This window comes from Glutamicibacter creatinolyticus, assembly GCF_006094275.1.
GTDB classification, from domain to species: domain Bacteria; phylum Actinomycetota; class Actinomycetes; order Actinomycetales; family Micrococcaceae; genus Glutamicibacter; species Glutamicibacter creatinolyticus.
In genome coordinates this window covers 787,701-813,962 of sequence record NZ_CP034412.1, presented here as the reverse complement: position 1 = coordinate 813,962, position 26,262 = coordinate 787,701, and the positions used below count along the sequence as shown (strand labels likewise).

Genomic DNA, 26,262 nt, shown 5'->3' with positions numbered 1-26,262 from the left:
CACGCCCTCTGGGAGCACTTGATCACCTCATGTTCGCGTCCTGCAACGTGGCACCAGTGTGCAACATCAGGTGCCCGGCACTCCAGCGCTCCCATGGAGGATTCAGCAAACCCCCGAGTCAACCGGCAGCTGGCGGGCCGGTGGACCGGGGGTTGGATGGGCTGGGCGGTTAGGGCATGGGGATGCGCACCCCGCGTTCGGCGGCGACCTGCCGGGCCCGGTCGTACCCGGCATCCACGTGGCGGATCACGCCCATTGCCGGGTCGTTGGTCAGCAGCGCCGTCAGCTTCGCGGCGGCCAGCTCGGTGCCATCGGCCACCGACACCTGCCCGGCGTGGATCGAGCGGCCCATCCCCACCCCGCCGCCGTGGTGGATCGAAACCCAGGTGGCCCCGGAACTGGCGGCGCTCAGCGCGTTCAGCAGCGGCCAGTCCGCGACCGCGTCCGAACCGTCGGCCATCGCCTCGGTCTCCCGGTAGGGGGAGGCCACCGAACCCGAATCCAGGTGGTCGCGCCCGATCACGATCGGCGCCGAGACCTTGCCCTCGGCCACCAGCTGGTTGAACAGCAGCCCCGCCCGGTGGCGCTCGCCGTAGCCCAGCCAGCAGATGCGCGCCGGCAGGCCCTCGAATTCAACGTGCTCGGCGGCCGCGTCCAGCCAGCGGTGCAGGTGCCCGTTCTTGGGGAACAGCTCCTTCAGCGCCCGGTCGGTGACCTCGATGTCCTTCGGGTCCCCGGACAGCGCCACCCAGCGGAACGGGCCCAGCCCCTCGCAGAACAGCGGGCGGATGTAGGCCGGCACGAAGCCGGGGAACGCGAAGGCCCGCTCATAGCCGCCCTTGCGGGCCTCGTCGCGGATGCAGTTGCCGTAGTCGAACACCTCGGCCCCGGCGTCCTGGAAGCCGACCATCGCCGCGACGTGGCGGGCCATGGAGGCCTGGGCCTTCTTGGTGAACCCGACCGGGTCGGCCTGCGCCTCGGCGTGCCAGGCCTCCAGGCTGTGCTCCACCGGCAGGTAGCTGAGCGGGTCGTGCGCGCTGGTCTGGTCGGTGACGATGTCCACCTGCAGCTCACCACGCTGCTGGCGTTCGAGCAGCTGCCCGAACACCTCGGCGGCGTTGCCCACATAACCCACCGACAGCGCCCGGCGTTCGTGTTTGGCGGCCATCACCTTGGCCACCGCGGTGTCCAGGTCCAGTTCCACCTCATCGAGGTAGCGCTTGGCGGCGCGGCGGCGCAGCCGGGCTTCGTCCACGTCCACGATCAGCACCGCCCCGCCGTTCAGGGTCACCGCCAGCGGCTGGGCCCCGCCCATCCCGCCGCACCCTCCGGTCAGGGTCAGCGTGCCGGCCAGGGTGCCGTCAAAGCGCTTGCGTCCGATGGCGGCGAAGGTTTCAAAGGTGCCCTGCAGGATGCCCTGGGTGCCGATGTAGATCCAGGACCCGGCGGTCATCTGGCCGTACATCATCAGCCCCTCGGCCTCCAGCTTGCGGAAGTGCTCCCAGTTCGCCCAGTCCCCGACGAGGTTGGAGTTGGCGATCAGCACCCGCGGCGCCCACCGGTTGGTGCGCAGCACGCCCACCGGCTTGCCGGACTGCACCAGCAGCGTCTCATCCTCCTCCAGGTCCTTGAGGGTTTGGATGATCGCCTCGTAGGCGGCCCAGTTGCGTGCGGCCTTGCCGGTGCCGCCGTAGACCACCAGATCCTCGGGGCGTTCGGCGACCTCCGGGTCCAGGTTGTTCATCAGCATGCGCAGCGGCGCCTCGGTGGCCCAGGACTTGGCGCTCAGGGTGGTGCCGCGCGGGGCGCGGATGGTGTGCGGTGAGTGGGACGTGGTGGACATCTAGGCTCCTTTGCGCGGCGGATGTGCTGTTGCCTCCATCATTGGCCATCCGCGCCGGCAGTGACACCGCTCACCGGCCGCTGTTGTCCGGGATCCCGGACTCTACCGCCGGGTGGTGGCCCGCCGCCCGTGCAGCCGGGCGGTGAACTGGTCCGCCGTGTGCTTCAGGTCCTCCAGGATCCCGGCGCGCTGGGCCTGGTCCACCCGCGCGCCCAGGAACGTGACCGCCAGGGCGGCGGCTGGCCAGCCGCTGCTGTCCAGGATCGCCACCGCCAGGGAGTGGAACTCCTCGGTCACGTCCCCCTGCTCCACCGCGTACCCGCGCTCGGCGGTGAACTGCAGTTCACGGCGCAGCGAGGCGTAGTCGGTGATGGTGGTGCTGTTGGGGCTGCGGCTGATGAAGCTGGCCGGGCGCGGGTAGAGCGCACGCACCTGGGATTTGGGCAGCTGGGCCAGGATCGCCCGGCCCGAGGCGGTCAGGTGCGAGGGCAGGCGCACCCCCACATCGGTGACCAGCGAGGGCCGCCCCTTGGCGCGTTCCTCCACGATGTACAGCACATCGGCCCCGTGCAGCACCGCCAGGTGCGCGCTTTGGCCCACCTTGTCCACCAGCTGCGCCACCAGCGGGGCGCCCAGGCGCGCCAGCGGCTCCTGGCGGGTGTAGGCGCTGGAGAGCTCAAAGGCGGACAGCCCCAGGCCATAGGCCTGTTCCTCCGGGTAGTGGGTGGCGAACCCCTGCTCGATCAGCACCCCCAGCAGCTGGTAGACGGTGGAGCGCGGCAGCTGCAGCAGCGTGCAGATCATCGCGGCCGGGGTGGGGGACTTGCGGCTGGCCAGCAGCTTGAGCACCCGCAGCGTATTATCCGCCGCCGGAACCTTACTGGCCACACCCACCCCCGGGCATCGTGCCTGCGGCACGGCGGGCCGGGGCAGCCGGTGCGCGCACCGCTAGTTTCCCCGCTGCAGCGCGCGGTGCAGCTGCTCACCGGTGGGCGGATTCGCCCCGGAGCGGGCGACGGTCAGCGCGGCACTGGCCAGCCCGGCCTGCAGCGCGGTACGCACCGGCGGGGCCGCGGGACCCGCGGGCCCACCGGTCAGGGAGGCGGGCAGGTCCGAGGTGAGGATCGCATCGAGCAGCCCGGACATGAACGCCGCCCCGGCGCCCACCGTGTCCACCACCTCGGTGGCCGGGGCCGGCAGGACGAAGCTGTCGGTGGCGGTGCGGGCCTGGCAGCCCAGGGCCCCGCGGGTGAGCACCACCAGGCGCGGACCCAGCTCCAGCACCCGCTCCAGCACGGCGGCCGGCCCCAGCTGCGGGTAGAGCCAGGAGGCGTCGGATTCGCTGAGCTTGACCACGTGGCTGCGGCCCATCATGAACCCGACCGCCTCGCGCACGGCCGCGGCGTCGTGCGCCAGCTCCGGGCGGATGTTCGGGTCGTAGCTGCGCAGCTGGTGCGCCGGGGACTGGGCGAACGCCTCGCGCACCTTGCTGGCCCCGGGCTCCAGCCAGGCGGCGATCGACCCGGCGTGCAGCAGGTCGGTGCGCGGGGGCACCACGTCATCGGGCAGGTTCCAGTTGATGTTGAAGCGGTAGCTGGCCCGGCCCTGGGCGTCGAGCTTGACCTGGGCCTGGTTCGTGGCGACCAGGCGCTGGGTGCCGTCGGCCAGCATGACCCCGGCCGCGCGCAGGTGCCCGGCGATCAGGGCCCCGTGCTCATCCAGCCCGAACTCGGTGTGGAAGCTGACCTGGTGGCCCAGCCGGGCCAGGCCCACGGCCACGTTCAGCGGGGAGCCGCCCGGGTAGGCCCTGCGTCCCACCACGTCGACCAGGGATTCGCCAATCACAGAAATACGCGCCATGCATCGATCCTATGTTGCAATCTATGTCCGCGATACCCGGGCGCTGTAGTGCTCGGCATCACACAGTGGTACCGTGGCGCTCGAGGCCCGCGGGCAGTGCAAACTCTGCGGCGCCACCATGGGCCAAGGGAGGGTCACGAGCGCAACACGGGCGGCACAACCATGCTGAGGGCCGGTCCACCGGCCGATGAGGGCACCGAAGGGAGCGGGAAGATGTCCGAGGAACGGATCGAGGAACTGCTCACGCTGTGCGTATCCCTGCCCTACGGTGAGCAGCGCAGCGAACTGCTCGAGGAGGCGCTGGCCATGGCCGAGCAGAGCGGGCAGGAGGACCTGGAATACCGGGTGCGGCTGCTGCTGGCCGACGCGTGCGCCATGGCCGGGGACAGCACCGGGCTGCTGGGCAACTTCCGCTGGTGCCTGGACCGCTTCGCGTCCAGCCCGCAGCGCTTCCCGGCCGATCCCGGGGACGGGGCGGACCTGTTGTGGCAGTACAAGTGGATGCCGGCGCTGCTCAGCTCCGACCCGCAGATCCCGGCCGCCGAACTGGGCCAGCTGCTGGTGGAAATGGCCGGGCACTACCGCCAGGCCGGGGCCGGGCTGAGCGCGGTGCACACCGCCGGATTTGAGATGGCGCTGGCCAACGGCTGGCTGGAGCAGGCCGCCGGGGAACTGGCCGCGCTGGAGGAAACCACCCCGGACGCGTACTCGCACTGCGAGGCCTGCCTGCGCTCCAGCATCATCAGCTACCACCTGGCCACCGGATCCCAGGTGCTGGCCCTGGCCGAACTGGACGAGCTGCTGGCCGGGGGAGAGAGCTGCGGGCAGGAACCGGAGCACGCGATCGGCGCCTGCCTGCTGGCGCTGCTGCGGGCCGGGCGCGGGGCGCAGACCAAGGCCCTGCACATCCGCAGCTACCAGGCCGCGCGGCGCGAACCGCAAAACCTGGGCCTGGCCGCCAGCCACATCATCTACCTGGCCGCCACCGGCAACCTCACCCGGGCGGTGCAGCTGGTCGAACGCCACCTGCCGCTGCTGGCCCGGGATCCGATGGCCCAGCGTGAACACCTGCTCTTCCTGTGCGCGCTCGGGCTGACCTGCCAGAAGCTGGGGGAGCAGCAGCTGGGCGGGCTGCCGATCAGCGGCAGCAACCTTGCGGAGCTGGACGAATTCCTGGGCCGGCACGCCACCGTGCTGCCGGCCGACGTGCTGGCCCCGCTGGCCTGGGCGGCGGCCCGCGAACTGGCCGGACGCTTCGATGAACGCAACGCCAACACCGTGATGAGCGAGCAGGTGGATAAGATCACCGCGCTGGCAGCCGCCGGCTGGGACCTGGACTGGGAGTCGGACAGCTCGCTGTCCCCCACCCCGGTATCCGCCCCGTCCAACGCCGCCGGATGGCTGAGCCGGGCCCGGGAATACACGGCCGCCGGGGACACCGTGCGGGCTGCGGCCGACGCCCAGCGGGGCCTGGGGCAGCACCCGCCGGCCGACGTGGCCGCCGGGCTGCACCAGCTGCTGATGGTCCTGGAACTGGGTTCGGGCAACGAGGTCAGCGCCCGCGAACACCTGGGCGCCTACTGCCGGGCCCTGGGCGCGGCCGGGCACCGGGCCCTGGCCCAGCTGCTGGAGGGCGAGGGACTGGAACTGCATGTGGACGGGTCCACCGAACAACTGCACGCCCTGGCCCGGCTGCACGCCGCCGGCAGCCCGGACCGGCTGGTCAGGGTGTACACCGGCACCTGGCTGGCCCACGCGCTGATGCGCCACGACGATTTCGAGCAGGCCGCCACCCTGGCCGGGACCACGCACCGGGCGGCGCTGGAGCTGATCGCGCGGATGCCGGCCGATGACGTGCGCGACGCGCTGCTGCACAACCTGTACTCCATCCGCATCATCCTGGCCTCGGCGGAGGCCGAACCGCAGGAACTGGAGCCGCTGATCCGCGCCTGGCGCAAATACAACCCCACCGCGAACTCGCTGGCCCAGGTGCGCAACTTCATGGGGCAGCTGGCCTCCGGGGACGGCCAGGCCCAACTGGCGCTGGAGTACACCGACGCCGCTCTGGAGGTCTTCCTGGGCTACACGGACCGGCAGCGGGCGATCAGCGCCGCGGACTTCAGCGCCGAACTGCTGCTGGAGCTGGGGGAGCCGGAGGCCGCCCGGGAGCGGCTGCGCCTGGGGCTGGGGCAGGCCACCCGGGCCGAGGACCCGCAGCGCTTCGCGTTCCTCTTCCGCCTGGCCCAGCTGCACGTGCAGGCCGAGGAACCCTATGAGGCGATCGACTACCTGCAGCAGGCCCTGGAAAACGGGCACCAGGTGCTCGGCGAGCGGGAACTGGGGGAGGTGCACGACCTGCTGGCCCAGGGCTACGCGATGAGCGAGCAGCTGCCGGAGGCGGCCGGGCACTGGCGGCAGGCGCTGGCGATCTTCGCCGCCACCGGTGAGGGGCTGCGCGAACTGCAGGCCGGGGAGCAGCTGGCCAACGCGCATCTGATGTTCGGGGAGCACGAGCAGGCCGAGCAGCTGAGCACCCGGTTGGTCGCCCTGGCCCAGTCGCTGAGCGAGGAACACGGGATCGCCGTGCTGCTGAATGTGCTGATGCTGCAGGCCGCGGTGCAGGAGGCCGCCGGCACCGGCGCCGCGGAGCAAAGCTACCGCCAGGCCGCCGAGCTGGCCACCGAACACCGGCAGGAGGCGCTGCTCGCCCAGATCCTGGTGCGCCACGCCCAGTACGCCGGTGGGGAGCAGGACTTCGCCCAGGCGGTGAGCCTGATGCTGCAGGCCGCCAACCACTTCGAGGACCTGGGGCAGGAATCCTCGGCCGCCCAGGCGATCGGGGCCGCGGCCAGCTACCTGGCCCTGGACGAGCGCCACCAGGAGGCGGTGATGCTCTTCGAACAAAGCCTGGAACGCGAGATCGGTGAACCCGGTGCCGAGCAGACCCTGCGTCACCGGCTGGCCGATTCGCTGGACGCGCTGGGTCAAAACGCTCGGGCCGCCACCGAACGGCGCCTGGCCGAACAGCTGGGGCAGTAGCCCCGGGCAGCAGGGCGCCGGCCCGGGGCCGCGGCTTGCCCGGGCGGGGTGGCAGCGGGCAGGGTGGAGGCATGGACGCGCTCTTTGACGACAGTGCCCTGCCGCGGCACCCGCACAGTCCCCGGCCCGGGGCACACCACCTGCCCGGGTGGCTAAGGCCGGCCGCGCAGCAGTGGATCACCCAGCGCTTCTTCGAATGGGGCCAGGGCCCGGTGCCGCCGCATTCAACGGTGGTTGCCGGGCACCCGATGAGCGTGCAGACCGTCTGCCTGGGCTGGCACTGGAGCCCGAACCGCTATTCGCGCACCGCCGATGACGTCAACGGGGCGCCGGTGGCACCGATGCCGCAGTGGCTGGTGGATCTGGGCCGCAGCGCGGTGCAGGCGGCCACCGGGGATCCGCGGCAGGCACGGGATTACCACCCGGATGCGGCCATCGTGAACTACTACGACGTGAACGCGACCATGGGCATGCACCAGGACCGGGAGGAGTCGGTCAACGCGCCGGTGGTGTCCCTGTCCATCGGGGACAGCGCCACCTTCCGGCTGGGCAACAACGAGCACCGCAACCAGCCGTACCAGGATCTGCGCTTGGCCTCCGGGGACCTGTTCGTTTTCCAGGGCCCGGCCCGCTTCGCCTACCACGCGGTGACCAAGATCCACCCGCACACCGCCCCGGCCGGGTGCGGGATCAGCAGCGGACGGATCAATATCACGCTGCGCCAGACCGGGCTGCGCTAGGCGCGCCCGCCGCGCCGCCAACGGATTCGGGCGCTAGGTGTTCTTCCCACGGAGGTTGTGGGCAACGGCGCGTTGTGTGAGAAGAGGTGAGGACCTCCGGTATCGATATGGGTAACCACACTCATCTCGAGATGATAACGAGAACTCACTGTTCAAGCGTGGCAAAGTTACCTATCCACATTTAGGAGACACGCCCTAGGCGAACACGCGCTCGGCCAGCACCCCGGCCAGCTGCACCGCGTCGGTCAGGAACCCGTCGTGGCCGATCGGCGAGTCGATGTAGTGCACCGGCGCGGCGCCGGGAATCAGCGCGGCCAGCTGCTCGGACTGCTCGGGCAGGTAGAGCCGGTCGCTGCGCACCGCGGCGATCACCGTGTTCACCCCGGCCAGCCGGGCCAGGGCGTGCTCCAGCGAGCCGAACCCGCGGGCCACGTCGTGGCTCATCAGCGCCTCGGTGAGCACCAGGTAGCTGTTCGCGTCAAAACGCCGGGACAGCTTGGCCGCCTGGTGGTCCAGGTAGCTTTCGACCATGTAGCGTCCGCGCGGCCAGCTGGCCGACCCGAGCGGGTCCTCCTGGCCCTGCCCCCTGCGTCCGAAGCGCTGCTGCAGCTCGGCCTCGGAACGGTAGGTGACGTGCGCCAGGCGCCGGGCCACCCCGAGCCCGGCGTCCGGCGCCCGCCCGGTGTGGTAGTAGTCCCCGTTGGCGAAGTGCGGGTCCAGCCGGATCGATTCGCTTTGCACCTGGGCGAAGGCGATCTGTTCGGCGCTGGCCTGCGCGCAGGCGGCCATCACCACCAGGTTGCGCACCCGGTGCGGGTAGAGCACGGCCCACTCCAGGGCGCGTGCCCCGCCCATCGACCCGCCGATCACCGCGTGCCAGGTCTCGATCCCCAGCGCGTCGGCCAGCCGGGCCTCCAGGTGCACCGAGTCCTTGATGGTGGTGAACGGGAAACGCGAACCCCAGGCCCGCCCGTTGGCGTCCAGGCTGCCCGGCCCGGTGCTGCCGTTGCAGCCGCCGACGATGTTCGCCGCCACCACGTGGTAGCGGTTGGTGTCGATCGGCTTGCCGGGGCCCACGAAGTCCTCCCACCAGCCGTCGAAGTCCGAGTCCCCGCGGCTGACGTGGGCATCGCCGGTCAGCGCGTGGGTGATCAGCACCGCGTTGGAGCCCTGTGCGTCCAGTTCCCCCCAGGTTTCGTAGGCCAGCTCCACCTGCGGCAGGTAGCCGCCGGTTTCAAAGCCGTACTCCCCCACCGCCGCTCGGCGCCTCATGCCGTGCACGGCGGTGCGGGTGGCCGACCGCCCGGTCCTTGCGATCGCAGTCATCGGCTTAGCGCGCTTCGGCCAGGGTCTCGTCGGTCTGGCGGGCGGCCACGGCCGCGAAGCCCAGTTCCAGGTCGGCCAGGATGTCCTTGACGTTCTCCAGCCCCACGCTCAGGCGCACCAGCCCCGGACGCACCCCCGCGGCCAGCTGCTCGGCGTCGCTGAGCTGGGCGTGGGTGGTGGAGGCCGGGTGCACCACCAGGGAGCGCACGTCCCCCAGGTTGGCCACGTTCGAATGCAGCACCAGCGCGTCGGCGAACGCCTGGCCGGCCGCGGCCCCGCCGGCCACGTCGAAGGAGACGATCGCGCCCACCCCGTTCGGCCCGTACTTGCGTCCGCGTTCGTACCACGGGGAGGAGGGCAGCCCGGCGTAGGAGACCTGCTGCACCTGCGGGTGCGCCTCCAGCCAGCGGGCCACCTGGACGGCGTTGGCCACGTGGCGCTCCATGCGCAGGGACAGGGTTTCCAGGCCCTGGGCGATCAAGAACGCGTTGAAGGGGGACACGGCCGAACCCAAGTCGCGCAGCAGCTGCACCCGCGCCTTGAGGATGTAGGCCAGGTTCGCCCCCAGTGCGCCGTCCACGCCCAGGTCGCGGGCGAAGACCAGGTTGTTGTAGGACTCATCCGGGGTGTTGAAGCCCGGGAACTTCTGCGGGTCGGCCCCGAAGTCGAAGTTGCCCGAATCCACGATCACCCCGGCGATCGCGGTGCCGTGCCCGCCCAGGTACTTCGTGGCCGAGTGGATGACGATGTCCGCGCCGGACTCGATCGGGCGGATCAGGTAGGGGGTGGACAGGGTGTTGTCCACCAGCAGCGGCACCCCGGCCGCGTGGGCGATGTCCGCGATCGCCGCAATGTCCAGCACGTCCTGGCGCGGGTTGGAGACCACCTCGCCGAACAGCGCCTTGGTGTTCGGGCGGATCGCGGCGCGCCACCCCTGCAGGTCGTCCGGGTCGGCCACGAAGCTGACCTCGATTCCCAGCTTGCGCAGCGTGTGCTTGAACAGGTTCTGGGTGCCCCCGTAGAGGCTGGGGCTGGCCACGATGTGGTCCCCCGCCTCGGCCAGGTTCAGGATCGCGAACGTGGTGGCCGCCTGCCCGGAGGCCAGCAGCAGGGCGCCCACCCCGCCCTCCAGGCTGGCGATCCGGTTCTCCACCGCCTCCTGGGTGGGGTTGCCGATGCGGGTGTAGATCGGACCCAGGTCCTGCAGCGCAAAGCGCTCGGCCGCGGTCTGCGCGGTGGGGAATTCGAAGGACGTGGTCTGGTAGATCGGCAGGGCCCGGGCCCCGGTGTGCGGGTCCGGGCTTTGCCCGGCGTGGATCTGACGGGTCTCGAATGACCAGTTTTCGCTCATGGTTTTCCTCCCATAGTTCGTTGACTATTCGGGGGTACACCACTGAAATTCACCCTAAGAGGCCGGTGGCCGGTGAGTTCTCAGGGTGTAACCCGCGCTTGTCCTTGGCACACCTAGGTGTGCAGGGCCAGGTCTTCACCCGGGGCACCCCACCGCGGTTGGAGGGTTGCCGCCCAGCAAGCCGGGGCTCGTAGCTGGGACTCATGACCTGCCACCAGTGTGCCGCAGGCGCGGCGGACGATGCAATCGGTGCTGCGTCCGCGGCGTCGCAATCGGTCACACAACAGCCCACCCCTTGCACCGCACTTGGCACGTTCGGGTCGGAACGTCAACACCTGGAGAAATAATTAGGCGACCCTAAGTCGAGACTTGGATCACAAAAATGGCATGATGATCGCATGATGAGGCTAGATCACGTTTCGTATGCATGTGGCCCCGATGGGCTGATGGAAACCGCCGAACGCATCTCCCAGACCCTGGGTCTGGAGTTCGTCAAGGGTGGGATCCACCCACGATTCGGAACTCGCAATGTAATTTTTCCGCTGCAGCACAACCAGTACCTGGAAGTCGTCGAGGTGCTGGACCACCCGGCAAGCCTCAAGGCCCCCTTCGGGCAGGCCGTGCGCGCCCGTTCCGAACTGGGCGGGGGCTGGATGGGCTGGTGCGTGTCCCTGGATGAGATGGGCCAGGCCGAGCAGCGGCTGGGCCGCCAGGCCGTGCCGGGCAACCGCAAGTTCCCCGACGGGCGCGAACTGACCTGGCAGCAGATCGGGATCAAGGGCCTGATCGCCGACCCGCAGGTGCCCTACCTGCTGCGCTGGGACGACGGCACCGAGGACCTGCACCCCTCCCGCGCCCTGGACCCGGTGGGCTTCATCGATGAGATCACCATCGCCGGCTCCCGCGACCGGGTGCTGGAGTGGCTGGGCAAGCCCGATGAGGTGCAGCTGGGCGAGGTCACCATGAGCTACCAGTCCCCCAACGGGACCCCGGGCATCCTCTCGGTAACCTTCCAGACCCCCAAGGGCGAGGTCGTGCTGTAGCCAAGGACGCACGGATATAGGGGCAGGGCGTGAACCGCGAGGGTTCACCCCCTGCCCCTGATCGGTTAACCCGCAGGCGCCGCGGCGCAAAGGCCGGGCGGCCGGCTCAGCCGCCGATCCCGATCGCCGGACCGATCAGCGCGAAGCCCACAAAGCCCACCGCGTCGAGCAGGAAGTGCGCGATCACCAGCGGCATCACCCGCCCCCACCGCAGGTACACCCAACCGAACACGGCGCCCATCACCGCGTTGCCGATGAACGGCCCGAATCCCTGGTACAGGTGGTAGCTGCCGCGCAGCAGCGCCGAACCCAGAAGCAGCGCCCAGGGGGCGATCTTCAGCGCCCGGCCGTGGGCGAAGAGGAAGGCCAGCATGAGCACCTCCTCCAGCACCGCATGGCGGGCCGCGGACAGCAGCAGCACCGGCACCGTCCACCAATGCCCCTCCAGGTTCGCCACCGACAGCGCGGTGGTCAGCCCCAGCGCCCGCCCCGCCGCGTACAGGCCCAGGGTGCCCAGCCCCATCGCCAGGAACAAGCCGACGCCCCAGGCCGCGTCCCGGCCGGGCCGGCGCAAATCGAACCCCACCTGCCGCGGCCCGAGCCCCAGGCTGCGCGCCATGAAGTACAGCGCCAGCGCCACCGGCACCAGGGCGAAGGCGATGTCCAGCAGCTGGTAGGTCAGATCGAACCAGGGCCGGGCGCTGAGCGGGTTGTTCATCGAGGTGGTCTGCTCACCCAGCGGAGCACGGGTCACCTTGTCCAGGAAGCTGACGATCGAATACACCGCGCTTTGGCCCAGCGACAGCGCCAGCACCAAAAAGATCTCGAATTTCAGCGGCCCCGCCTGCCGCGGGCCGTCTGCCAGATTGCTTTGCACCCCTTGATCCTATGCGCGCCCGCTGTGCCCGGGCTGAAGCACCGCGGTGGCTGCGATAGCGTTGGAACCGCTCGGCCCGCAGGTCCGGGCGCCGCCCCGCCCACCACACACCTAGGGAGAACCCGTGAGTCGAGCCGCCACCGATGCCGAGCTGGCCCTGGCCCGGCACCTGGCCCCGCAGCTGTCCTGGCAAGGGGCCCGGGTGGAGGAAGGCGGGCAGTTCCACCGGGTGCTGCTGGGCAACGAGCAGGCGGTGATCCGCATGGCCCGCACCCCGCAGGCCAGCGCGGCCATGCCCCGCAGCGTGGCCCTGCACCGGGCCGTCTCCGAACGCCTTACCTGGCAGGTGCCCACCGCGCTGGGCCCGATCGCCACTGACGCGCAAGGGCTGGCGGCGGTGGCGATGCGCTACATTCCCGGCACCGCGCACCCGCCGCACCGGGGCGATGCGCGCATCCTGCGCCGGGTGGTCGATGCCCTGGCCGAGGTAGAGCTCGACACGCTGCGCCCGCTGCTGGCCGAACCGTTCGCGTTCGGCGGGCCGTGGACCACCGAACGCCGCCAGGCCAGCCACGACGCGCTGCCGCTCGAGCTGCGCCCGGCAGCCCGCACCCTGTGGGAGCAGCTGCCCGAACTGGCCCAGGTCCCCCCGGGCCTGGTGCACGGGGACCTGGCCGGGCACAACATGCACTGGGTCAACGGGGAGCTGATTGGGATCCTGGACTGGGACCTGGCCGCGGCCTGGGACCCGGCGCTGAACACCGCCTACCTGTGCCTGTGGCACGGCCAGGACCTGATCGACCAGGTCGCCCCGGATCCCGGGCAGGCCCGCCGGGCCAGGATCTGGCTGGGGCTGATGAGCCTGGAGCGCTTCAGCGACGCCATTGCGCGCACCGATCATCCGCGGCTGGACAAGCTGCTGCGCAAAATCAGCCCGCGCCTGCGCATGGCGGCGGCCGCCGCCGCACGCGGCTAGGCCCCGCACCGGGCGGCACCCTAGGCAGTGAGCACCTTCAGCCCGGCCGCATCCAGGGCCGAAAGCTGGCCGGCATCCAGCTGCCGGTCGGTGATCATGCCGGTGAGGTTAGCGGTGTCCAGGATGACAAAGGAGCGGGTGCCCACCTTGGAGGAGTCCAGCACCAGGTAGCTGTCCCGGGACTGGGCGACCATCAGCTCGTTGACCGCCGCCTCCATCTCATCCGAGACCATCGGCCCCAGCCGCGGGTCCAGCCCGTTGACCCCGACGAAGCACAAATCCATGGTGATCTTGCCCAGCGCCGCCTGCGCCATCGGCCCGACCAGTTCATAGGAGCGGGCATTGAGCACCCCGCCGGTGACCATCACCCGGATGTGCGGGCGCACCGCCAGCAGCCCGGCAATGTTCACGGCGTTGGTCACCACCGTCAGGGTGATGCGCCCCGGCTCCCCGATCAGGTCCTGGCGCATCCCCAGCTCGTGGGCGATCGCCTTGGTGGTGGTCCCGCCCGAAAGCCCAACCACCATGTCCGGGCGCACCATCGCCGCCGCCGCCCGGGCGATCTGCGCCTTCTCATCGTCGCGCGAATCGTTCTGGTAGCGGGCGGGCAGGTCGTAGGCCACGGTGCTGGAGACCGCCCCACCGTGGGTGCGGGTGAGCAGGGAGGCCGCCGCCAGCGAATCCAGGTCGCGCCGGGCGGTGGCCGCGGACACCCGCAGCTGCTCCACGATCTGCTCAACATCGATCTTCCCGTGCCGGGCCAGCAAATCCAGCACGTGGTTCAGCCGCTCCTCGCGCTTCATTCTCCCTGGTTCCTCCTGCCGCCCTGCCTGCGATCGGGCGCCGCCGCCCCGGCGGGGACACGCGCCCGTTGATTAAGTCAACACCGCACCGGCGCCAAGTGCCAAAAGCGCGGCGCCGCGCCGGTCACGCTACTTCACGGCACCGGCCGCCAACCCGCCGATCAGCCGCTTTTCAATCAGCGCGAACAGGATGATCACCGGCACGATCGCCACGATCGAAACCCCGAACACGTACTGCCAGGCGGTGGCGTACTGACCGATGAACTTGGTCAGCGCCACGCTCAGCGGCTGGTTCTCGGCGGTGGACAGGATCACCAGGGAGGCGGCGAATTCATTCCAGCAGGAAATGAACGTGAAGATCACCGCGGTCACGATCCCGGGCCACACCAGCGGCAGGTTGATGGTGAACAGCACCCGCAGTTTCCCGGCCCCGTCAATCTGCGCCGCCTCGTCGATGGAACGGGGCACCGCGGCGAAGAAGGAGTGCATGATCCACACCGCGAACGCCAGGTTGAACGCGGCGTTGATCAAGATCATCGCCAGCCACGTGTCGTGGATGTTCCAGGCCAGCATCTGCTTGAACAATCCCGCGGTGAGCACCGCCGGCTGCAGCATCTGGGTGACGATCACCAGGAACATGAACACCATCTTGCCCGGGAACTTGAACCGGGCGGTGAAGTACGCGGCCGGGGTCGCCACCAGCAGCACCAGCAGGGTCGCAAACACCGAGATCACGATCGTGGAAACCAGGTTGTAGGGCACCGGGGTCTCCGGGGTGTCCCACATCGAGGCGTAGTTCGACCACTGCGCCCCGGCCTGGGGCAGGTAGGAGGGCGGGATGGAGAGGATCTCGCTCTGGGTCTTCAGCGAACCGATGAACATGGTCGCGTACGGGATCAGGAACAGGGCCGCGATCAGCAGCCCCACGACCATGCGGGTGATGACCACCTTGCGCGGCGCGCGGTCCGCGGTGTCCAGCAGTGCCACCTCAGACCTCCTTCATGGGCTTGACGGTCTTGACGTAGATCGCCACGATGAGCACCACCACCGCGAAGTTCACGACCGACAGGGCCGAGGAGATGTCCAGGCGCCGGTCGAACTGCAGCACCTTGAAGATGTAGGTCATCAGGGTGTCGGCGTTCGTTCCGGGGATCGAACCGGTCATCACCTTCAGGATCGGCAGGTTGTTGAACACGTTGATGATGTTGATCAGCACCGAGACCGCCAGCGCGGAACGCAGCTGGGGCAGGATGACGAACAGGTAGGTCTGCCAGCGCCCGGCCCCATCCACGCGGGCCGCCTCGAGCGTCTCCTGGGGGATTGACTGCAGCCCGGCCAGCAGCGTGTAGGTCGTGAACGGGATCGACACGAAGATCGCCACGATCACCGAGACGAACATCGCCGGCACCGCGGACTTCGTCCAGCCGAACCCCTCATCCAGGACCCCCACGTCCATCAGGAACTTGTTGAAGATCCCGTAGTTCGGGTCCAGGCCGTAGTAGAACACGGTGGTGGTCATGACCACCGACGCCGCCCAGGGCACGATCACGGCCATGCGCACGATCGTTCGTCCCGGGAACGGCTTGTTCAGGAACTGGGCCAGTGCCAGGGAGAGCAGCACGGTGATTCCCACGACGGAAACCACCCACACGAAGGTGTTCAGCAGGATTCGCGGCAGCGCCGGGTCCTGGAAGACGGTCACGAAGTTTGCCAGCCCCACCGAATGCAGGTCCGTGCCGACCTGGGAGATCTTGCGGGTGGAGTTGAAGATCATGTAGCCGGCCGGGAAGGCGACCATGGCCAGGATCAGCAGCAGCGCCGGGCCGATCCACGGCAGTGAGCTGAAGAAGGACTGGTTCCCACTGGTGGGCCGGCGTTTGGCCGGCTCAACCGCAGTGAGCACGGGTGGTGCACTCATGGTTAGCTCCTTGGTCCCCTCCCGCCGGCGCCCTGGCAGCCGGGGCGGTGCAGCGGGCGGTGGCGGTTGCCGATGCCGGTAGGGCGGGCCGGTGGCGGGATGGGGAATCGACAATGGCGGAGGCCTGGTGTTGCGAGCGCCGGGCCTCCGCCATGGATCGGTGTGGTTTGCCGCCGGTTAGCGTGCAGCGTCGGCCTTGGCCTGGATCGACTTCAACACGTCCTCGGCCGACTTGCCGGTTCCCAGTTCACCCATCAGGGACTTGAACGCACCGTCGGTGGCGTTCCAGGCCGGGTTGGTGGTCGGGTAGAACACGGCGTTGGGCAGCAGGTCCAGGAACGGCTTGAGCGTTTCATCCCCGGCCATGGCCTCGGACCCCGACTTCGTGGTGGGCAGGAAGCCCTCGGTGGAGACCCAGTCGGTGTAGACCTCGGAGGAGAAGAAGTAGTCCATGAACTCGCCTACCGCTTCCTTCTTCGCCTCATCGGCGCTGAAGGACATCAGCCGGTCGGCCACGCCCAGGGTGGCCGGGTCCCCGGTCTTGGTGGCCACCGGCGCGATGCCGTAGTTCAGGTCCGGGTTCTCGTCCTCGATCTGGCCCACGGTCTGCGGCAGGCCGTAGGCGAAGCCGATCTTGCCCTGGATGAAGGTGTTGAGCATCGGGGTGCGCTGGGTGGCGCCCGGGTCCTTCTGCGTCACCCCGTCATCGATCATCTTCTTCATGAACTGCGCGGCTTCCAGGTTGGCCGGGGTGTCGACCTGGATCTGTTCGTCGGTGCCGAAGTTGCCGCCGTTGCCGGCGAACCAGATCAGGCTCTCGCCCTGGGCCTCTTCACTGCCCAGCGGCATGCCGTAACCCGAGGCCTTGGTCTTTTCGCTGATCTTCTTGGACGCCTCATGCAGTTCATCCCAGGTGCCGGGCACCTGGGAAACCCCGGCCTCCTCCATCAGGTCCTTGTTGTAGAACAACGCGCGGGCCGAGGCAATCAGCGGCAGCCCGTACTGGGTGCCCTCGTACTTTTCGGCCTCGGCGAAGCTTTCCTGGAAGTCGGCCAGGGTCTCCTGCGAGGCGATGTCGCTGGCCGGGGCCAGCAGTTCCTCGGCAGCGAATTCGGCGAACGCTCCGCCGTTGTAGATATCCGGCGCCTGGTTGCCCTGCAGCTTGGTCTTCAGCACGCTTTCGATGTTTTCCCAGGACTGCACCTCGAGGTTCACGGTGATGTTCTCGTGTTCGGCTTCGAAGTCCCTGATGACCCCTTCCCACAGGCCCTTGGTGCCGGTGGAGTAGGTCGGGACCAGCATCTGCAGGGTCACGGCCTCCCCGCCCTCGCCCCCGCCGCCTTCGGCGGGCTTGTCGGAAAATCCGCAGCTGCTCAGGGCCAGGGCCCCGATGGCAGACAAAGCCAGCAGTGTTGTCCGTTTGGTGCGTTTCATTGCCAGTCCCCTACGATGCAAGTGAGTGATTCTAGATTTTTTGTACTGAAATAAATCAGTAAAAATCAGGTTACTCACGATTATGGGATGTTATCTATCTCACGTCAAGGGTTCGGTGTTCCATTCCGCAACTGGCGCACCAGAGAATCAGAACTGCTCACGCGCCCGCGAAGAGGCGCAGCAGCCGGGCCGCTTCCCCGGACAACGCCGAGCGTCCCGCCGCCAGGTACTTGCGCGAATCGACCCCGGCGGGGTTCTCATCCAGCCACTGGCGCACCGCTCGGGTGAAGAAGCCGTTCAGGTGCGTGGAGACGTTGATCTTGCGCAGCCCGGCGCGGATGCCCTCCTGCAGGACGGCATCGGGCACTCCGGAGGAGCCATGCAGGACCAGCGGAACCTCCAGGTGCCGCGCCAGCCGGTCGATGAGCTCCAAGTCCAGGTTGGCGCTGCGTTCGGTCATGGCGTGCGAGGATCCCACGGCCACCGCCAGGGCGTCGACCCCGGTGCGCTGCACGAACAGCGCGGCCTCCTGCGGGTCGGTGCGCACCCCGGGGGCGTGGGCCCCGTCCTTGCCGCCGATCTCCCCCAGCTCGGCCTCGACATAGACCCCGGCCTCGCGGGCCGCGGCCACCACCCGGGCGGTGGCGGCCACGTTCTGCTCGAATTCCAGCTTCGCCCCGTCAAACATCACCGAACCGAACCCCAGCTCGATCGCCTGGTAGGCCAGGGCCTCATCCTCGGCGTGGTCCAGGTGCAGCGCGATTTCGGCGCTGGACTCCTCGGCCAGCGCCTTGCAGGCCAGGGTCAGCGGCGCCAGTGAACCGTGGTACTTCATGCAGTTTTCGCTGATCTGCAGGATCACCGGCACGGCGGCCTGCTCGGCGGCGGTGATCAGGGCCTGCGCGGTCTCCAGGTGGATGACGTTGAACGCGCCCTGCCCGCGCGCCGCGCGAACGGCCTGGTCCATGATCTGGGCGGTGGGTACAAGTGGCATGCGGTTCCTTAGTGGTGTGCGTCGGTGGACAGGGTTTGGCAGATGACCTCCCGGGCCAGCTGCTGGTAGCTGGAGTGCACCGCCCCGGCGGTGGGCATCAGCACCGTGGCCGCGGACCAGGCTACGGCCCGGCGCAGCGTCGGCTCGATCTCCAGGCCCTGCAGGGCGCTGGCCGCCAGCGCGGCCACCGCCGAATCCCCGGCCCCGGTGGGGTTGCCGCTCAACGCCTGCGGCAACAATGCGTGAGTCACCGGTTGCGAAGGGGCGAAGTGGTAGAGCCCGTCGGCCCCGGCGCTGGCGAAAACGGCGGGGGCACCCAGCTCCAGCAGCTGCCGGGCCCCCTGAAACAGGCTGCTGCACCCGGTGGCCTCACGCAGCTCATGCTCATTGGGCTTGAGCACCGCACCGGCCCGGGCGGCCTGCAGCAGCGCCTCGCCGCTGGCATCGGCCAGCACCCACACCCCGGCCCGCCGGGCCGCGGTGATCAGCCGCGGCAGCAGGTCCGCGGGGGTGTGTGGGGGCCAGGACCCGTTGATCGTCACCGCCCGGCAGGTGGGCAGCAGCCGAATGAATGCGTTTTCCAGCGCCTGGATGTCCTCCTGGCGCAGCGGCTCACCACTTTGGTTGAACAGCGTGGTGGTGTTGGCCTGCGGGTCATGGAACGCCATCGAACGCCGGGTCTGCCCGGACACCGGAACCGCATGGTGGGCCAGGTGCGCGGCCCGCAGTTCGGAGCACAGGGCCTCGCCGCTGGTCCCGCCGCTGGGAAAAAGCGCCAGGGCGCGGTAGCCGAGCTGTTCAAGCACCCGGGCCACGTTGATCCCCTTGCCCCCGGCGCGCCACAGCGGCATTGGCACACGGTGGCTGGTGTCCAGGGTGATCCCCGGAACCTGGTAGCTCTCGTCGATCGCCGGGTTGGGGGTAAGCGTCAGGATCATGGGGTCCCTCCCGTGGTGGTGGTCTGGCGGGCCAGCAGCCAGGCGCCCTGCAGCCCGGCGTCGGCACCCAGGGCGGCCGGAACCAGGCGCGGGCGGCGGTGGAAGGACAACCGGCGTTCCAGCGCCTGGCCCAGTTCGGCAAAGAAGGGAGGGCCGGCCTGGGCCAGTCCCCCGCCGATGACAATCCCGGAGGGGGCGGTGGTGGCGCACAGCTGGGCCAGGGTGAAGCTCAGCGCCTCGATGGCCTGCTCGATCACCTGCCCGGCGATGCGGTCCCCGGCCGCCCGGGCGGCGAACACCTGCTCTGCCCCGGGCACGGCGCCGGCCTGCTGGCTGTAGAGCCGGGCGATGGCCCCGGCCGAGGCGATGGTTTCCAGGCAGCCGGTGGCCCCGCACTTGCACGGCAGCCCGCCGGGCACCTGGGCGTGGCCCAGTTCCCCGGCGTAGCCTTCGGAGCTGACCACCTGCCCCTCGACCACCAGGGTGGAGGCGATGCCGGTGCCGATGATCAGCAGGGCACTGTTGCGGCGCAGCTGCGGGTCCTGGGCCCCGGCGCCCAGTTCCAGTTCGGCGCGGGCGGCGGTGGCCACATCGTGTCCGAAGCCGACCGGCAGGCCCAGCGCGTCCTGCGCCATCTGGCGCAGCGGCGCATCCACCCAGCCCAGGTTCGCCGAATAGCGCCCGATGCCGGCCGGGGCGTCGACCAGCCCGCACACGGCCAGGCCCATCGCCCGCGGCGGCTCGTGCGCGGCCTGGCGCAGCGTCCCGGCCAGGGTGGCCAGCTGTTCGATCAGCACGGCCGCCGGATCCTGGCCCGGCGCGGCGATGGCCGTGGGCTGGCGCCGCACGTGGTGCAGCTGGCCGCCGGCATCGGCCAGGCCCGCCTTCACATCGGTGCCGCCGACGTCGAAGACCAGGTAGTGCCCGGTACCCATTTGCTAGTGCTCCAGGATGACCGAACGGGTCAGGTTGCGCGGGGTGTCCGGATTCATTCCGCGCGCGCGGGCCCGGTCCAGGGTGACCTTGTGGATCTGGGCGAGCTCGGCCAGCGGGTGCAGGTCCCGGTTCAGGTAGAGCGCGCCGGTGGGCGCCAGCTGCTGGTCCAGGCCCTCGGGCTGCTCCCCGAGCATCCAGGTCACCCGGTTCGCAGCGGCGATCGAGATCGGGCCGTGGCGGTAGTCCATGGCCGGGTAGGCCTCGGTCCAGCCCTGCACGGCTTCACGCATCTTCAGCGCCGCCTCATGGGCCAGCCCGACGCTGTAGCCGCGGCCCAGGAAGGTGAACTGCTCCGCGTCGATCAGCGCCTGCTCGGTTTCCTGCCCCAGCAGCTCGGTGGCCTGGGCGATGGCCGGCTCCAGGTCCATCCCGGTGCTGGAGAGCAGGTAGGCCAGGGCCGTGGTGGCGAAGCGGGTCTGCACCACCGACTGCTCATCGGCGTACGGCAGGGCGATCATCGCATCGACCTTGGAGGCGATCGGCGAGTCGATGTCACCGACCAGGGCGATGGTGCGCAGCCGGCCGCCGAACTGCTCCAGCAGGTCCAGCACCTCGGAGGTGGTGCCGGAGCGGGTGATGGCCACCAACGCATCGTAGTCGCGCGTGGCCAACGGGGCCTCGGAGGCGGCGAAGGCGTCGGTCACGCCCAACCCGGCGGCCTCACGGGCCGCCGCATAGGCTTCGGCCATGAACCAGGAGGTGCCGCAGCCCACGACCGCGACCTTCTGGCCGGGGGCCGGCAGCAGGTCCTCGGCCTGCTGCTGGCTGACCGCCCGGGTCCACATCTCCGGCTGCGAGAGCAGTTCGGCTTCCATATGTGCCCCGGGCACAGTGTTCTCACTCATTGTTCTCCACCTTTCAGGCACGATTCTTCCGCAGAGCGTGCAACTCACCTCAGTGATGCTTATTTATGATTGTTTCTACCGCTTAACAATCAGAAACGATCTAAGACGAGTATACGTCGTACTTCCGCGCAAGGAAAGGCATGCGCCCCCACCCGCCTGCCCGCCCCGCCCGCAGCGCGGGTCATCCAGCGCCCCGGGACCCGGGGCGCGGGATGACCCGGCGCTAAACTAATCCCATGCCCAGCACCAGTTTTGTCATCTTCGCGCCCCTGCACACCGACGGATCCCACGTGCCGGACGGGGCGCTGGCCGTCACCGGCGAGCGCATCGCCTTTTCCGGTACGCGCGCGCAGTTCCTGGCCCGGGCCGACGCCGCGGCGTTCACCGTCCGGCCGGTGCCCGAGGGCGCCCAGCTGCTGCCCGGGCTGATCGACCTGCACTGCCACGGCGCGGTGGGCGCCGACTTCCCCAACGCCCAGCCGGGCCCCGTGGCCCAGGCCATCGACTTCCTGCACCGCGCCGGAACCACCACGCTGCTTGGCTCCCTGGTCACCGCGGAGCGCGGCACGATGCTGCAGGCCGCGGCCACCCTGGCCGACTTCGTCGAGGCCGGGCTGCTGGCCGGCATCCACGCCGAGGGACCCTTCCTCTCCGAGGCGCGCTGCGGCGCGCAGGATCCGCGCTACCTGGGCGATCCCGATCCCCGCTTCGTTGCCGATCTGGCCGCCGCCTGCCGCGGCACGCTGCGCACCATGACCTACGCCCCGGAACGCGCTGGCAGCAGCGAGCTGATCGAGCAGCTGGTCGACCTGGGCGTGCTGCCCTCCCTTGGACACACCGATTCGAGCACCGCGCAGGCCGCCGACTCGCTGCGCCACGCCCACCGCCGGCTGAGCGCCCACGCGTCGCTGCCCTCCACCCCCACGGTGACGCACCTGTTCAACGGCATGCCGCCGCTGCATCACCGCAGCCCCGGGCCGCTGGCCGCCTGCCTGGAACAGGCCCGGCAGGGCCAGGCGGTGGTGGAGCTCATCGCCGACGGGGTGCACCTGGACCCGGACACCGTGCGCATGGTGTTCACCCTGGTGGGGGCCGCGAACGTCGTGCTGGTCACCGATTCGATGGCCGCCACCGGGCTGGCGGACGGGAACTATGAGCTGGGCCCGCAGCAGGTCACCGTCGCCGACGGGCAGGCCCGGCTCAGCTCGGACGGCTCGCTGGCCGGGGGCACCGCCACCCTGCTGGATGTCGTGCGCCGGGCGGTGGCCGGTGGGGTGCCGCTGGAGCAGGCCCTGCTCTCCGCGACGGCGGTCCCGGCCCGGTTGCTGGGCCTAGAGGACACCGCCGGTGCCCTGCGCAGCGGACGGAGCGCCGATGTTCTGGTGGTCGACCAGGACCTGGAGCTGCTTGAGGTCTTCCGCCAAGGACGACCGCTCTAAGCACGCCCCCCTGCCCCGGCCGAAGGCCGCCGCGCACCGATTAACGCGAACCGGCGCCCACACCCCTGAAGCACAGGGGTGTGGGCGCCGGTTTCCTTGGCTGCCGGGCTTAGCTCAGCGCGGCGATCGCGGCGTCGTAGTCCGGTTCGGTCTTGATCTCCGGAACCAGCTGGCTGTAGATCACCTTGCCCTCCTCATCCAGGATGATCACGGTGCGGGCCAGCAGGCCGCGCAGTGGGCCGTCGGCCTGGGTGACGCCATAGTCCTCGCCGAAGCTGGAACGGAACGCCGAGGCGGCGACCACGTTCTCCAGGCCCTCGGCACCGCAGAAGCGGCCCAGGGCCATCGGCAGGTCCTTGGAGGCGCACACCACGGTGGTGTTCTCCAGGCCCGAGGCCAGTTCGTTGAAGCGGCGCACGCTGGCGGCGCAGACGCCGGTGTCCACCGACGGGAAGATGTTCAGCACGACGCGGCGGCCGGCCAGGGACGCGCTGGTCACGTCCTGAAGATCGGTGCCGGTCAGGGTGAATTCGGGAGCCTTGGCGCCAACGGCCGGCAGCTCGCCTACGGTCTGGACTGGGTTTCCATCAATTGCAGTAGTAGCCATAGTCCTTGTCTATCATGAAGCCGGTCACACGCCGCCGGATTTCGGCGAACATGACATGAATTCCGCTCTTGGCGTGCACCGGGGCCCGCCGGCTCATCCCGTTGCTCCCGGACACCGCCGAGGCACCGCCGCCCTCGCCCGGCACCGCCCGCCTGGTCCAGCCACGTCTCTTCCGGAGCCGGAAGGCGTTTATCCCCAATCCGCCGCTTCTTGGAAGCCCCGACGTTGGGCGGCACCGAGACTGGGGCCATGAACACCATCTCCCTGGCCTCCGCAATGGAGGCGCTGCGCCGGGCCGCTGCGGCCGGCGGTTCCCGATTATCGGGGCAAGTGCTGGCCGAAACGGCACGGCTGAATCTGGAGATCCTGGACAACGTGCTGCAGGCGGCCACCCACCGTTCCGACCCGCGCGTTGCCGCCGAAATGGGCAGCATAGTTGAAGGCCTCTCGCACCGCATCAGCCGCGCCCGGCTGGAGCTGGCCCTGCTGGCCGAAGCCACCGGTGCCCACACACTGGACCTGGAAGAGTACGACGACCTGCGCGAGGGCAGGACCGATTACTCGCGGCCGGCCAGGTATGCCGCCGGCCGGCCCTGCTACAAGACCACGGCGGATTTCCTGGCCGCCTGGTTGCGAATCACCTATTTCGAGGCCGAGGGCATGCTCAATGACGCGCACCTGGTCATCGGACGGGTCACCATTGCCGGAACGCTCACCACACCGCGTTTCGAGCAGTTGGGCACCACCTACCAGGATCCCGCGGTCGATCCGCGCGCGACCCTCCAAACGGCCCGCAGCCTGAACAGGCTGGAGCCCAAGGACACCATCGGCGAGGGAGCCCCCTTGCCGCCTGCCGCCCGGCAGCAGGATGGGCCGTCGCTGGAAGAACGCGCGGTGCAGATCCTGGAGGGCAATGAGCCGCGCACCGCGAAGAAGCAGGTGAACGAACTGGTCAAGAAGTACAAGGAGGAAAACGCCGAGGCCGCCACCCCGGAACTGGGGTTGTTCAAACGCCGCAGCATCAACGGGGTCGACGAGTACGTTCTGCGGGTGCGCGGCTCCGATGCCGGCTTCATGCGGTCCCTGGTGGCGCAGGCCGACAATCCCCGGACCAAGGCCGGTGCCGCAGCCCGCACCCGGCAGCCGGATGAAGAGAACTTGGCCGGACGGGAAGCGGATCCGGCAGTGGACAGCACGCAAACACCCAGCTGGCTGCAGCCCACCGATCCCCCTCCCCCGTGGGCGGTGGACGAAACCGGGGAAACCGGGCCTGCGGCCGGACCAACTGGTGCCCAGATTCCGGAGAATACCGAGGGCCTTTCGCCGGCCGAACAGATCGATCTGCAGGTTCCCGTCCCCATGCGGCGAATGAACGCGATGATGACCCTCATTCGGCAGAATGGTTCGGGAACCGCCAAGACCAAGGCCATCCGGCCGCAGCTCATGGTCTTCATGCAGCTCGATGACCTGCGGGATCTGGCGACGGCCCATGGAATCACCACGCACGGCGTGAGGCTCACTCCGGGCGAGCTGCGACGACTGCTAACTGAAGCCGACATCATCCCGGTCGTGTTTGGTGGTGAGAGCCAGATATTGGATCTGGGCAGGGCCAGCCGCTTCTACCCCGACTACCTCCGCGATGGGATCATCTGCCGGGACAAGGGCTGCATCGTTCCCGGGTGCACCGAACCACCGGAAAACTGCGACGTCCACCATTTCGAGGGCGGGGGCTGGAAGGGCGGGTGCCGGACCAGGATCGGTTCCGGGTCGCTGATGTGCCGCAATGACCACACTGCGGAGCAGGCCGGGATCATCAAGGTCGTCAACTACAAGGGACTGCCCCACGTGATCATGCCAAAGCACATCGACCCCACCCAAACCCCGCAGCGCAACACCTACTGGGACAACATCTAAGGAGCTTGCGATGCGAGGATCAGACGCGTCGTTGCCCCGCCTGGTAGACCGCGTAGGTCAGTGGCATGCCCGGGCGGTAGGCCAAATGCGCCGCGGACGGGGCATCGAGCACATGCAGGTCAGCCCGCTTGCCCACTTCGATGGAGCCGACGTGGTCCTGGACGCCGAGGGCCAACGCCCCGCCATACGTGGCCGCCTCCAGCGCCTCGGGCAGGCTCAGGTGCATCTGCAGGACGGCCGTGGCCACGACGAAGTTCATGTTGCTGGTGTAGCTGGTGCCCGGATTGCAGTTGCTGGCCAACGCGATCACAGCCCCGGCGTCGAGCAAGTCGCGTCCCGGGGCGAGGGGTTGGCGGGTGGACAGATCGCAGGCCGGCAGGCAGGTGGCCACCACCCCGGGCCGTCCGGTACGGGTTGCCTGTTCCCAGTGGGCCCAGCTGCCTGCGAGCGCGGCGACGTCCTGCCGGTCCAGGTAGTTCACATGGTCCACCGACCGGCTGCCAAATTCAACGGCCAGCCGGACTCCAGGACCCGGGCCGAGTTGGTTGCCATGGACCTTGGTGGCGATTCCCCGGTGCGCGGCCGCCTGCAGCACCTGGCGTGCTTGCTCCTCGGTGAAGGCGCCTCGTTCACAGAAGACGTCGACGAAGTCAACATCCCCGGCCACCTCGTCCAGCATCGGACCGGCGACGGTCTTCGTGTACTGCTCCGCGTCCCAACCGGCTGGCACCAGATGGGCTCCCAGGAACGTTAACTGTTCCACCAGCGGACGGGCGATGCGGGCATGGCGGGCTTCCTCGGCCACGTCCAAGCCGTATCCCGTTTTGGTTTCCATCCAGGTGGTACCCATGGACAAGGCTTCGGCCCGACGTTCACGCACCGCGGTCGCCAGCTGCTGGTCGTCCAGGGAACGGGTGGCGGAGGTGGTCACGGCAATGCCGCCGGCCGCATAGTCCTGCCCCGCCATCCGGGCAACGAATTCATCGGCCCGATCGCCGCCGAAGATCAAGTGGCTGTGCGAATCGACCCATCCGGGAAGCACTGTACGCCCGCCCAGGTCGTGGGTCTCCTCGGCCTCCGGGGCCTGCCCGGCCGGGCCGATCCAGGCGATGAGACCGTTTTCGATCAATACCGCGGCATCGGCAAGAACCGTCCCGTCGGCATCGACGGTATTGAGTTGGGCAATATTTGTAAGCAGCAGGCTTGCCACAAGTTCCCCTTCCACGTCCTGAAACGACTCCAACGGTGCCCGGCCGGAGGCTGGACACCGTTGGTTAGACCGTATCGGATCGGATGGACCGGGAGCGGGCCCGGTCAGC

The 26,262-nt window shown here is 69.3% G+C and carries 22 protein-coding genes and 1 riboswitch; of the genes, 6 read left to right on the top strand and 16 right to left on the bottom strand.

The features are described 5' to 3' along the window. Positions 1–169: 169 nt before the first annotated feature. The 3 genes from GcLGCM259_RS03695 to GcLGCM259_RS03685 form a co-directional block, all read right to left on the bottom strand. Positions 170–1,843: a urocanate hydratase gene (locus tag GcLGCM259_RS03695; RefSeq protein WP_138925808.1), complete on the bottom strand. Its 1,674-nt coding sequence runs from the start codon at positions 1,841–1,843 to the stop codon at positions 170–172. Between the two features lie 102 nt (positions 1,844–1,945). After that, positions 1,946–2,731 carry an IclR family transcriptional regulator gene (locus GcLGCM259_RS03690; protein WP_138175931.1) on the bottom strand — a complete coding sequence of 262 codons (786 nt, stop codon included), beginning with the start codon at positions 2,729–2,731 and terminating at the stop codon, positions 1,946–1,948. Positions 2,732–2,791: 60 nt separating this feature from the next. After that, positions 2,792–3,703: a carbohydrate kinase family protein gene (locus GcLGCM259_RS03685; RefSeq protein ID WP_138925807.1), complete on the bottom strand. Its 912-nt coding sequence runs from the start codon at positions 3,701–3,703 to the stop codon at positions 2,792–2,794. 213 nt (positions 3,704–3,916) lie between these two features. On the opposite strand from GcLGCM259_RS03685, the gene GcLGCM259_RS15690 reads away from it, so the two are divergent. Continuing rightward, positions 3,917–6,742 (top strand): hypothetical protein, encoded by a 2,826-nt coding sequence (locus GcLGCM259_RS15690; protein WP_138925806.1) that lies wholly within the window; start codon positions 3,917–3,919, stop codon positions 6,740–6,742. 71 nt (positions 6,743–6,813) lie between these two features. Further along, positions 6,814–7,482 (top strand): alpha-ketoglutarate-dependent dioxygenase AlkB family protein, encoded by a 669-nt coding sequence (locus GcLGCM259_RS03675; protein ID WP_138925805.1) that lies wholly within the window; start codon positions 6,814–6,816, stop codon positions 7,480–7,482. Positions 7,483–7,677: 195 nt separating this feature from the next. On the opposite strand, the gene metX is transcribed toward GcLGCM259_RS03675, so the two are convergent. Both metX and GcLGCM259_RS03665 read right to left on the bottom strand, forming a co-directional pair. Continuing rightward, positions 7,678–8,808 carry a homoserine O-acetyltransferase MetX gene (metX, locus tag GcLGCM259_RS03670; RefSeq protein WP_138925804.1) on the bottom strand — a complete coding sequence of 377 codons (1,131 nt, stop codon included), beginning with the start codon at positions 8,806–8,808 and terminating at the stop codon, positions 7,678–7,680. Positions 8,809–8,812: 4 nt separating this feature from the next. Next, positions 8,813–10,159 (bottom strand): bifunctional o-acetylhomoserine/o-acetylserine sulfhydrylase, encoded by a 1,347-nt coding sequence (locus GcLGCM259_RS03665; protein ID WP_138175243.1) that lies wholly within the window; start codon positions 10,157–10,159, stop codon positions 8,813–8,815. 89 nt (positions 10,160–10,248) lie between these two features. Continuing rightward, positions 10,249–10,368, bottom strand: a riboswitch (SAM riboswitch). 189 nt (positions 10,369–10,557) lie between these two features. Here GcLGCM259_RS03665 and GcLGCM259_RS03660 point away from each other — a divergent pair. Continuing rightward, positions 10,558–11,202 carry a VOC family protein gene (locus tag GcLGCM259_RS03660; protein WP_138175245.1) on the top strand — a complete coding sequence of 215 codons (645 nt, stop codon included), beginning with the start codon at positions 10,558–10,560 and terminating at the stop codon, positions 11,200–11,202. A 106-nt stretch (positions 11,203–11,308) separates the two neighbouring features. Here GcLGCM259_RS03660 and GcLGCM259_RS03655 read toward each other — a convergent pair whose 3' ends face one another. Next, complete coding sequence (locus GcLGCM259_RS03655; RefSeq protein WP_246049744.1) at positions 11,309–12,079, bottom strand: CPBP family intramembrane glutamic endopeptidase; 771 nt, start codon at positions 12,077–12,079, stop codon at positions 11,309–11,311. A gap of 124 nt (positions 12,080–12,203) precedes the next feature. On the opposite strand from GcLGCM259_RS03655, the gene GcLGCM259_RS03650 reads away from it, so the two are divergent. Continuing rightward, positions 12,204–13,055, top strand: coding sequence for a phosphotransferase family protein (locus tag GcLGCM259_RS03650; RefSeq protein ID WP_138925803.1), 852 nt, complete (start codon positions 12,204–12,206; stop codon positions 13,053–13,055). 20 nt (positions 13,056–13,075) lie between these two features. Here the strand turns inward: GcLGCM259_RS03650 and GcLGCM259_RS03645 are convergent, their stop codons facing one another. The 8 genes from GcLGCM259_RS03645 to GcLGCM259_RS03610 all read right to left on the bottom strand — a co-directional run bounded on the left by GcLGCM259_RS03645 (position 13,076) and on the right by GcLGCM259_RS03610 (position 20,983). After that, the gene (locus GcLGCM259_RS03645; RefSeq protein ID WP_138925802.1) at positions 13,076–13,858 is read right to left on the bottom strand and encodes a DeoR/GlpR family DNA-binding transcription regulator; all 783 of its coding nucleotides are present in this window, start codon (positions 13,856–13,858) and stop codon (positions 13,076–13,078) included. A 129-nt stretch (positions 13,859–13,987) separates the two neighbouring features. Further along, positions 13,988–14,845, bottom strand: a complete 858-nt coding sequence (locus tag GcLGCM259_RS03640) for a carbohydrate ABC transporter permease (protein ID WP_246049743.1) — start codon at positions 14,843–14,845, stop codon at positions 13,988–13,990. A gap of 1 nt (position 14,846) precedes the next feature. After that, on the bottom strand, positions 14,847–15,776 hold the full coding sequence (locus GcLGCM259_RS03635) for a carbohydrate ABC transporter permease (protein ID WP_138175251.1): 930 nt from the start codon (positions 15,774–15,776) through the stop codon (positions 14,847–14,849). Between the two features lie 177 nt (positions 15,777–15,953). Continuing rightward, on the bottom strand, positions 15,954–17,210 hold the full coding sequence (locus GcLGCM259_RS03630; protein ID WP_138925801.1) for an extracellular solute-binding protein: 1,257 nt from the start codon (positions 17,208–17,210) through the stop codon (positions 15,954–15,956). 157 nt (positions 17,211–17,367) lie between these two features. Next, positions 17,368–18,204 (bottom strand): class II fructose-bisphosphate aldolase, encoded by an 837-nt coding sequence (locus tag GcLGCM259_RS03625; protein ID WP_138925800.1) that lies wholly within the window; start codon positions 18,202–18,204, stop codon positions 17,368–17,370. A gap of 8 nt (positions 18,205–18,212) precedes the next feature. Continuing rightward, positions 18,213–19,142, bottom strand: a complete 930-nt coding sequence (locus GcLGCM259_RS03620) for a 1-phosphofructokinase family hexose kinase (RefSeq protein WP_138925799.1) — start codon at positions 19,140–19,142, stop codon at positions 18,213–18,215. Then, positions 19,139–20,077 carry an ROK family protein gene (locus GcLGCM259_RS03615; RefSeq protein WP_138925798.1) on the bottom strand — a complete coding sequence of 313 codons (939 nt, stop codon included), beginning with the start codon at positions 20,075–20,077 and terminating at the stop codon, positions 19,139–19,141. Before GcLGCM259_RS03615 ends, GcLGCM259_RS03620 begins: the two co-directional genes overlap by 4 nt. 3 nt (positions 20,078–20,080) lie before the next feature. Further along, on the bottom strand, positions 20,081–20,983 hold the full coding sequence (locus tag GcLGCM259_RS03610; protein ID WP_138925797.1) for an SIS domain-containing protein: 903 nt from the start codon (positions 20,981–20,983) through the stop codon (positions 20,081–20,083). A gap of 236 nt (positions 20,984–21,219) precedes the next feature. On the opposite strand from GcLGCM259_RS03610, the gene GcLGCM259_RS03605 reads away from it, so the two are divergent. After that, positions 21,220–22,422: an N-acetylglucosamine-6-phosphate deacetylase gene (locus GcLGCM259_RS03605; RefSeq protein WP_138925796.1), complete on the top strand. Its 1,203-nt coding sequence runs from the start codon at positions 21,220–21,222 to the stop codon at positions 22,420–22,422. 109 nt (positions 22,423–22,531) lie between these two features. On the opposite strand, the gene tpx is transcribed toward GcLGCM259_RS03605, so the two are convergent. Continuing rightward, entirely contained in the window at positions 22,532–23,029 is a 498-nt protein-coding gene (gene tpx, locus GcLGCM259_RS03600; protein WP_138175265.1) for a thiol peroxidase, read from the bottom strand. A gap of 249 nt (positions 23,030–23,278) precedes the next feature. Here tpx and GcLGCM259_RS03595 point away from each other — a divergent pair, with 249 nt between their 5' ends. Then, positions 23,279–24,943: an HNH endonuclease signature motif containing protein gene (locus GcLGCM259_RS03595; protein ID WP_138925795.1), complete on the top strand. Its 1,665-nt coding sequence runs from the start codon at positions 23,279–23,281 to the stop codon at positions 24,941–24,943. A 19-nt stretch (positions 24,944–24,962) separates the two neighbouring features. Here the strand turns inward: GcLGCM259_RS03595 and hutI are convergent, their stop codons facing one another. Then, the gene (gene hutI / locus GcLGCM259_RS03590) at positions 24,963–26,153 is read right to left on the bottom strand and encodes an imidazolonepropionase (protein ID WP_138927159.1); all 1,191 of its coding nucleotides are present in this window, start codon (positions 26,151–26,153) and stop codon (positions 24,963–24,965) included. Between the last annotated feature and the right edge of the window lie 109 nt (positions 26,154–26,262).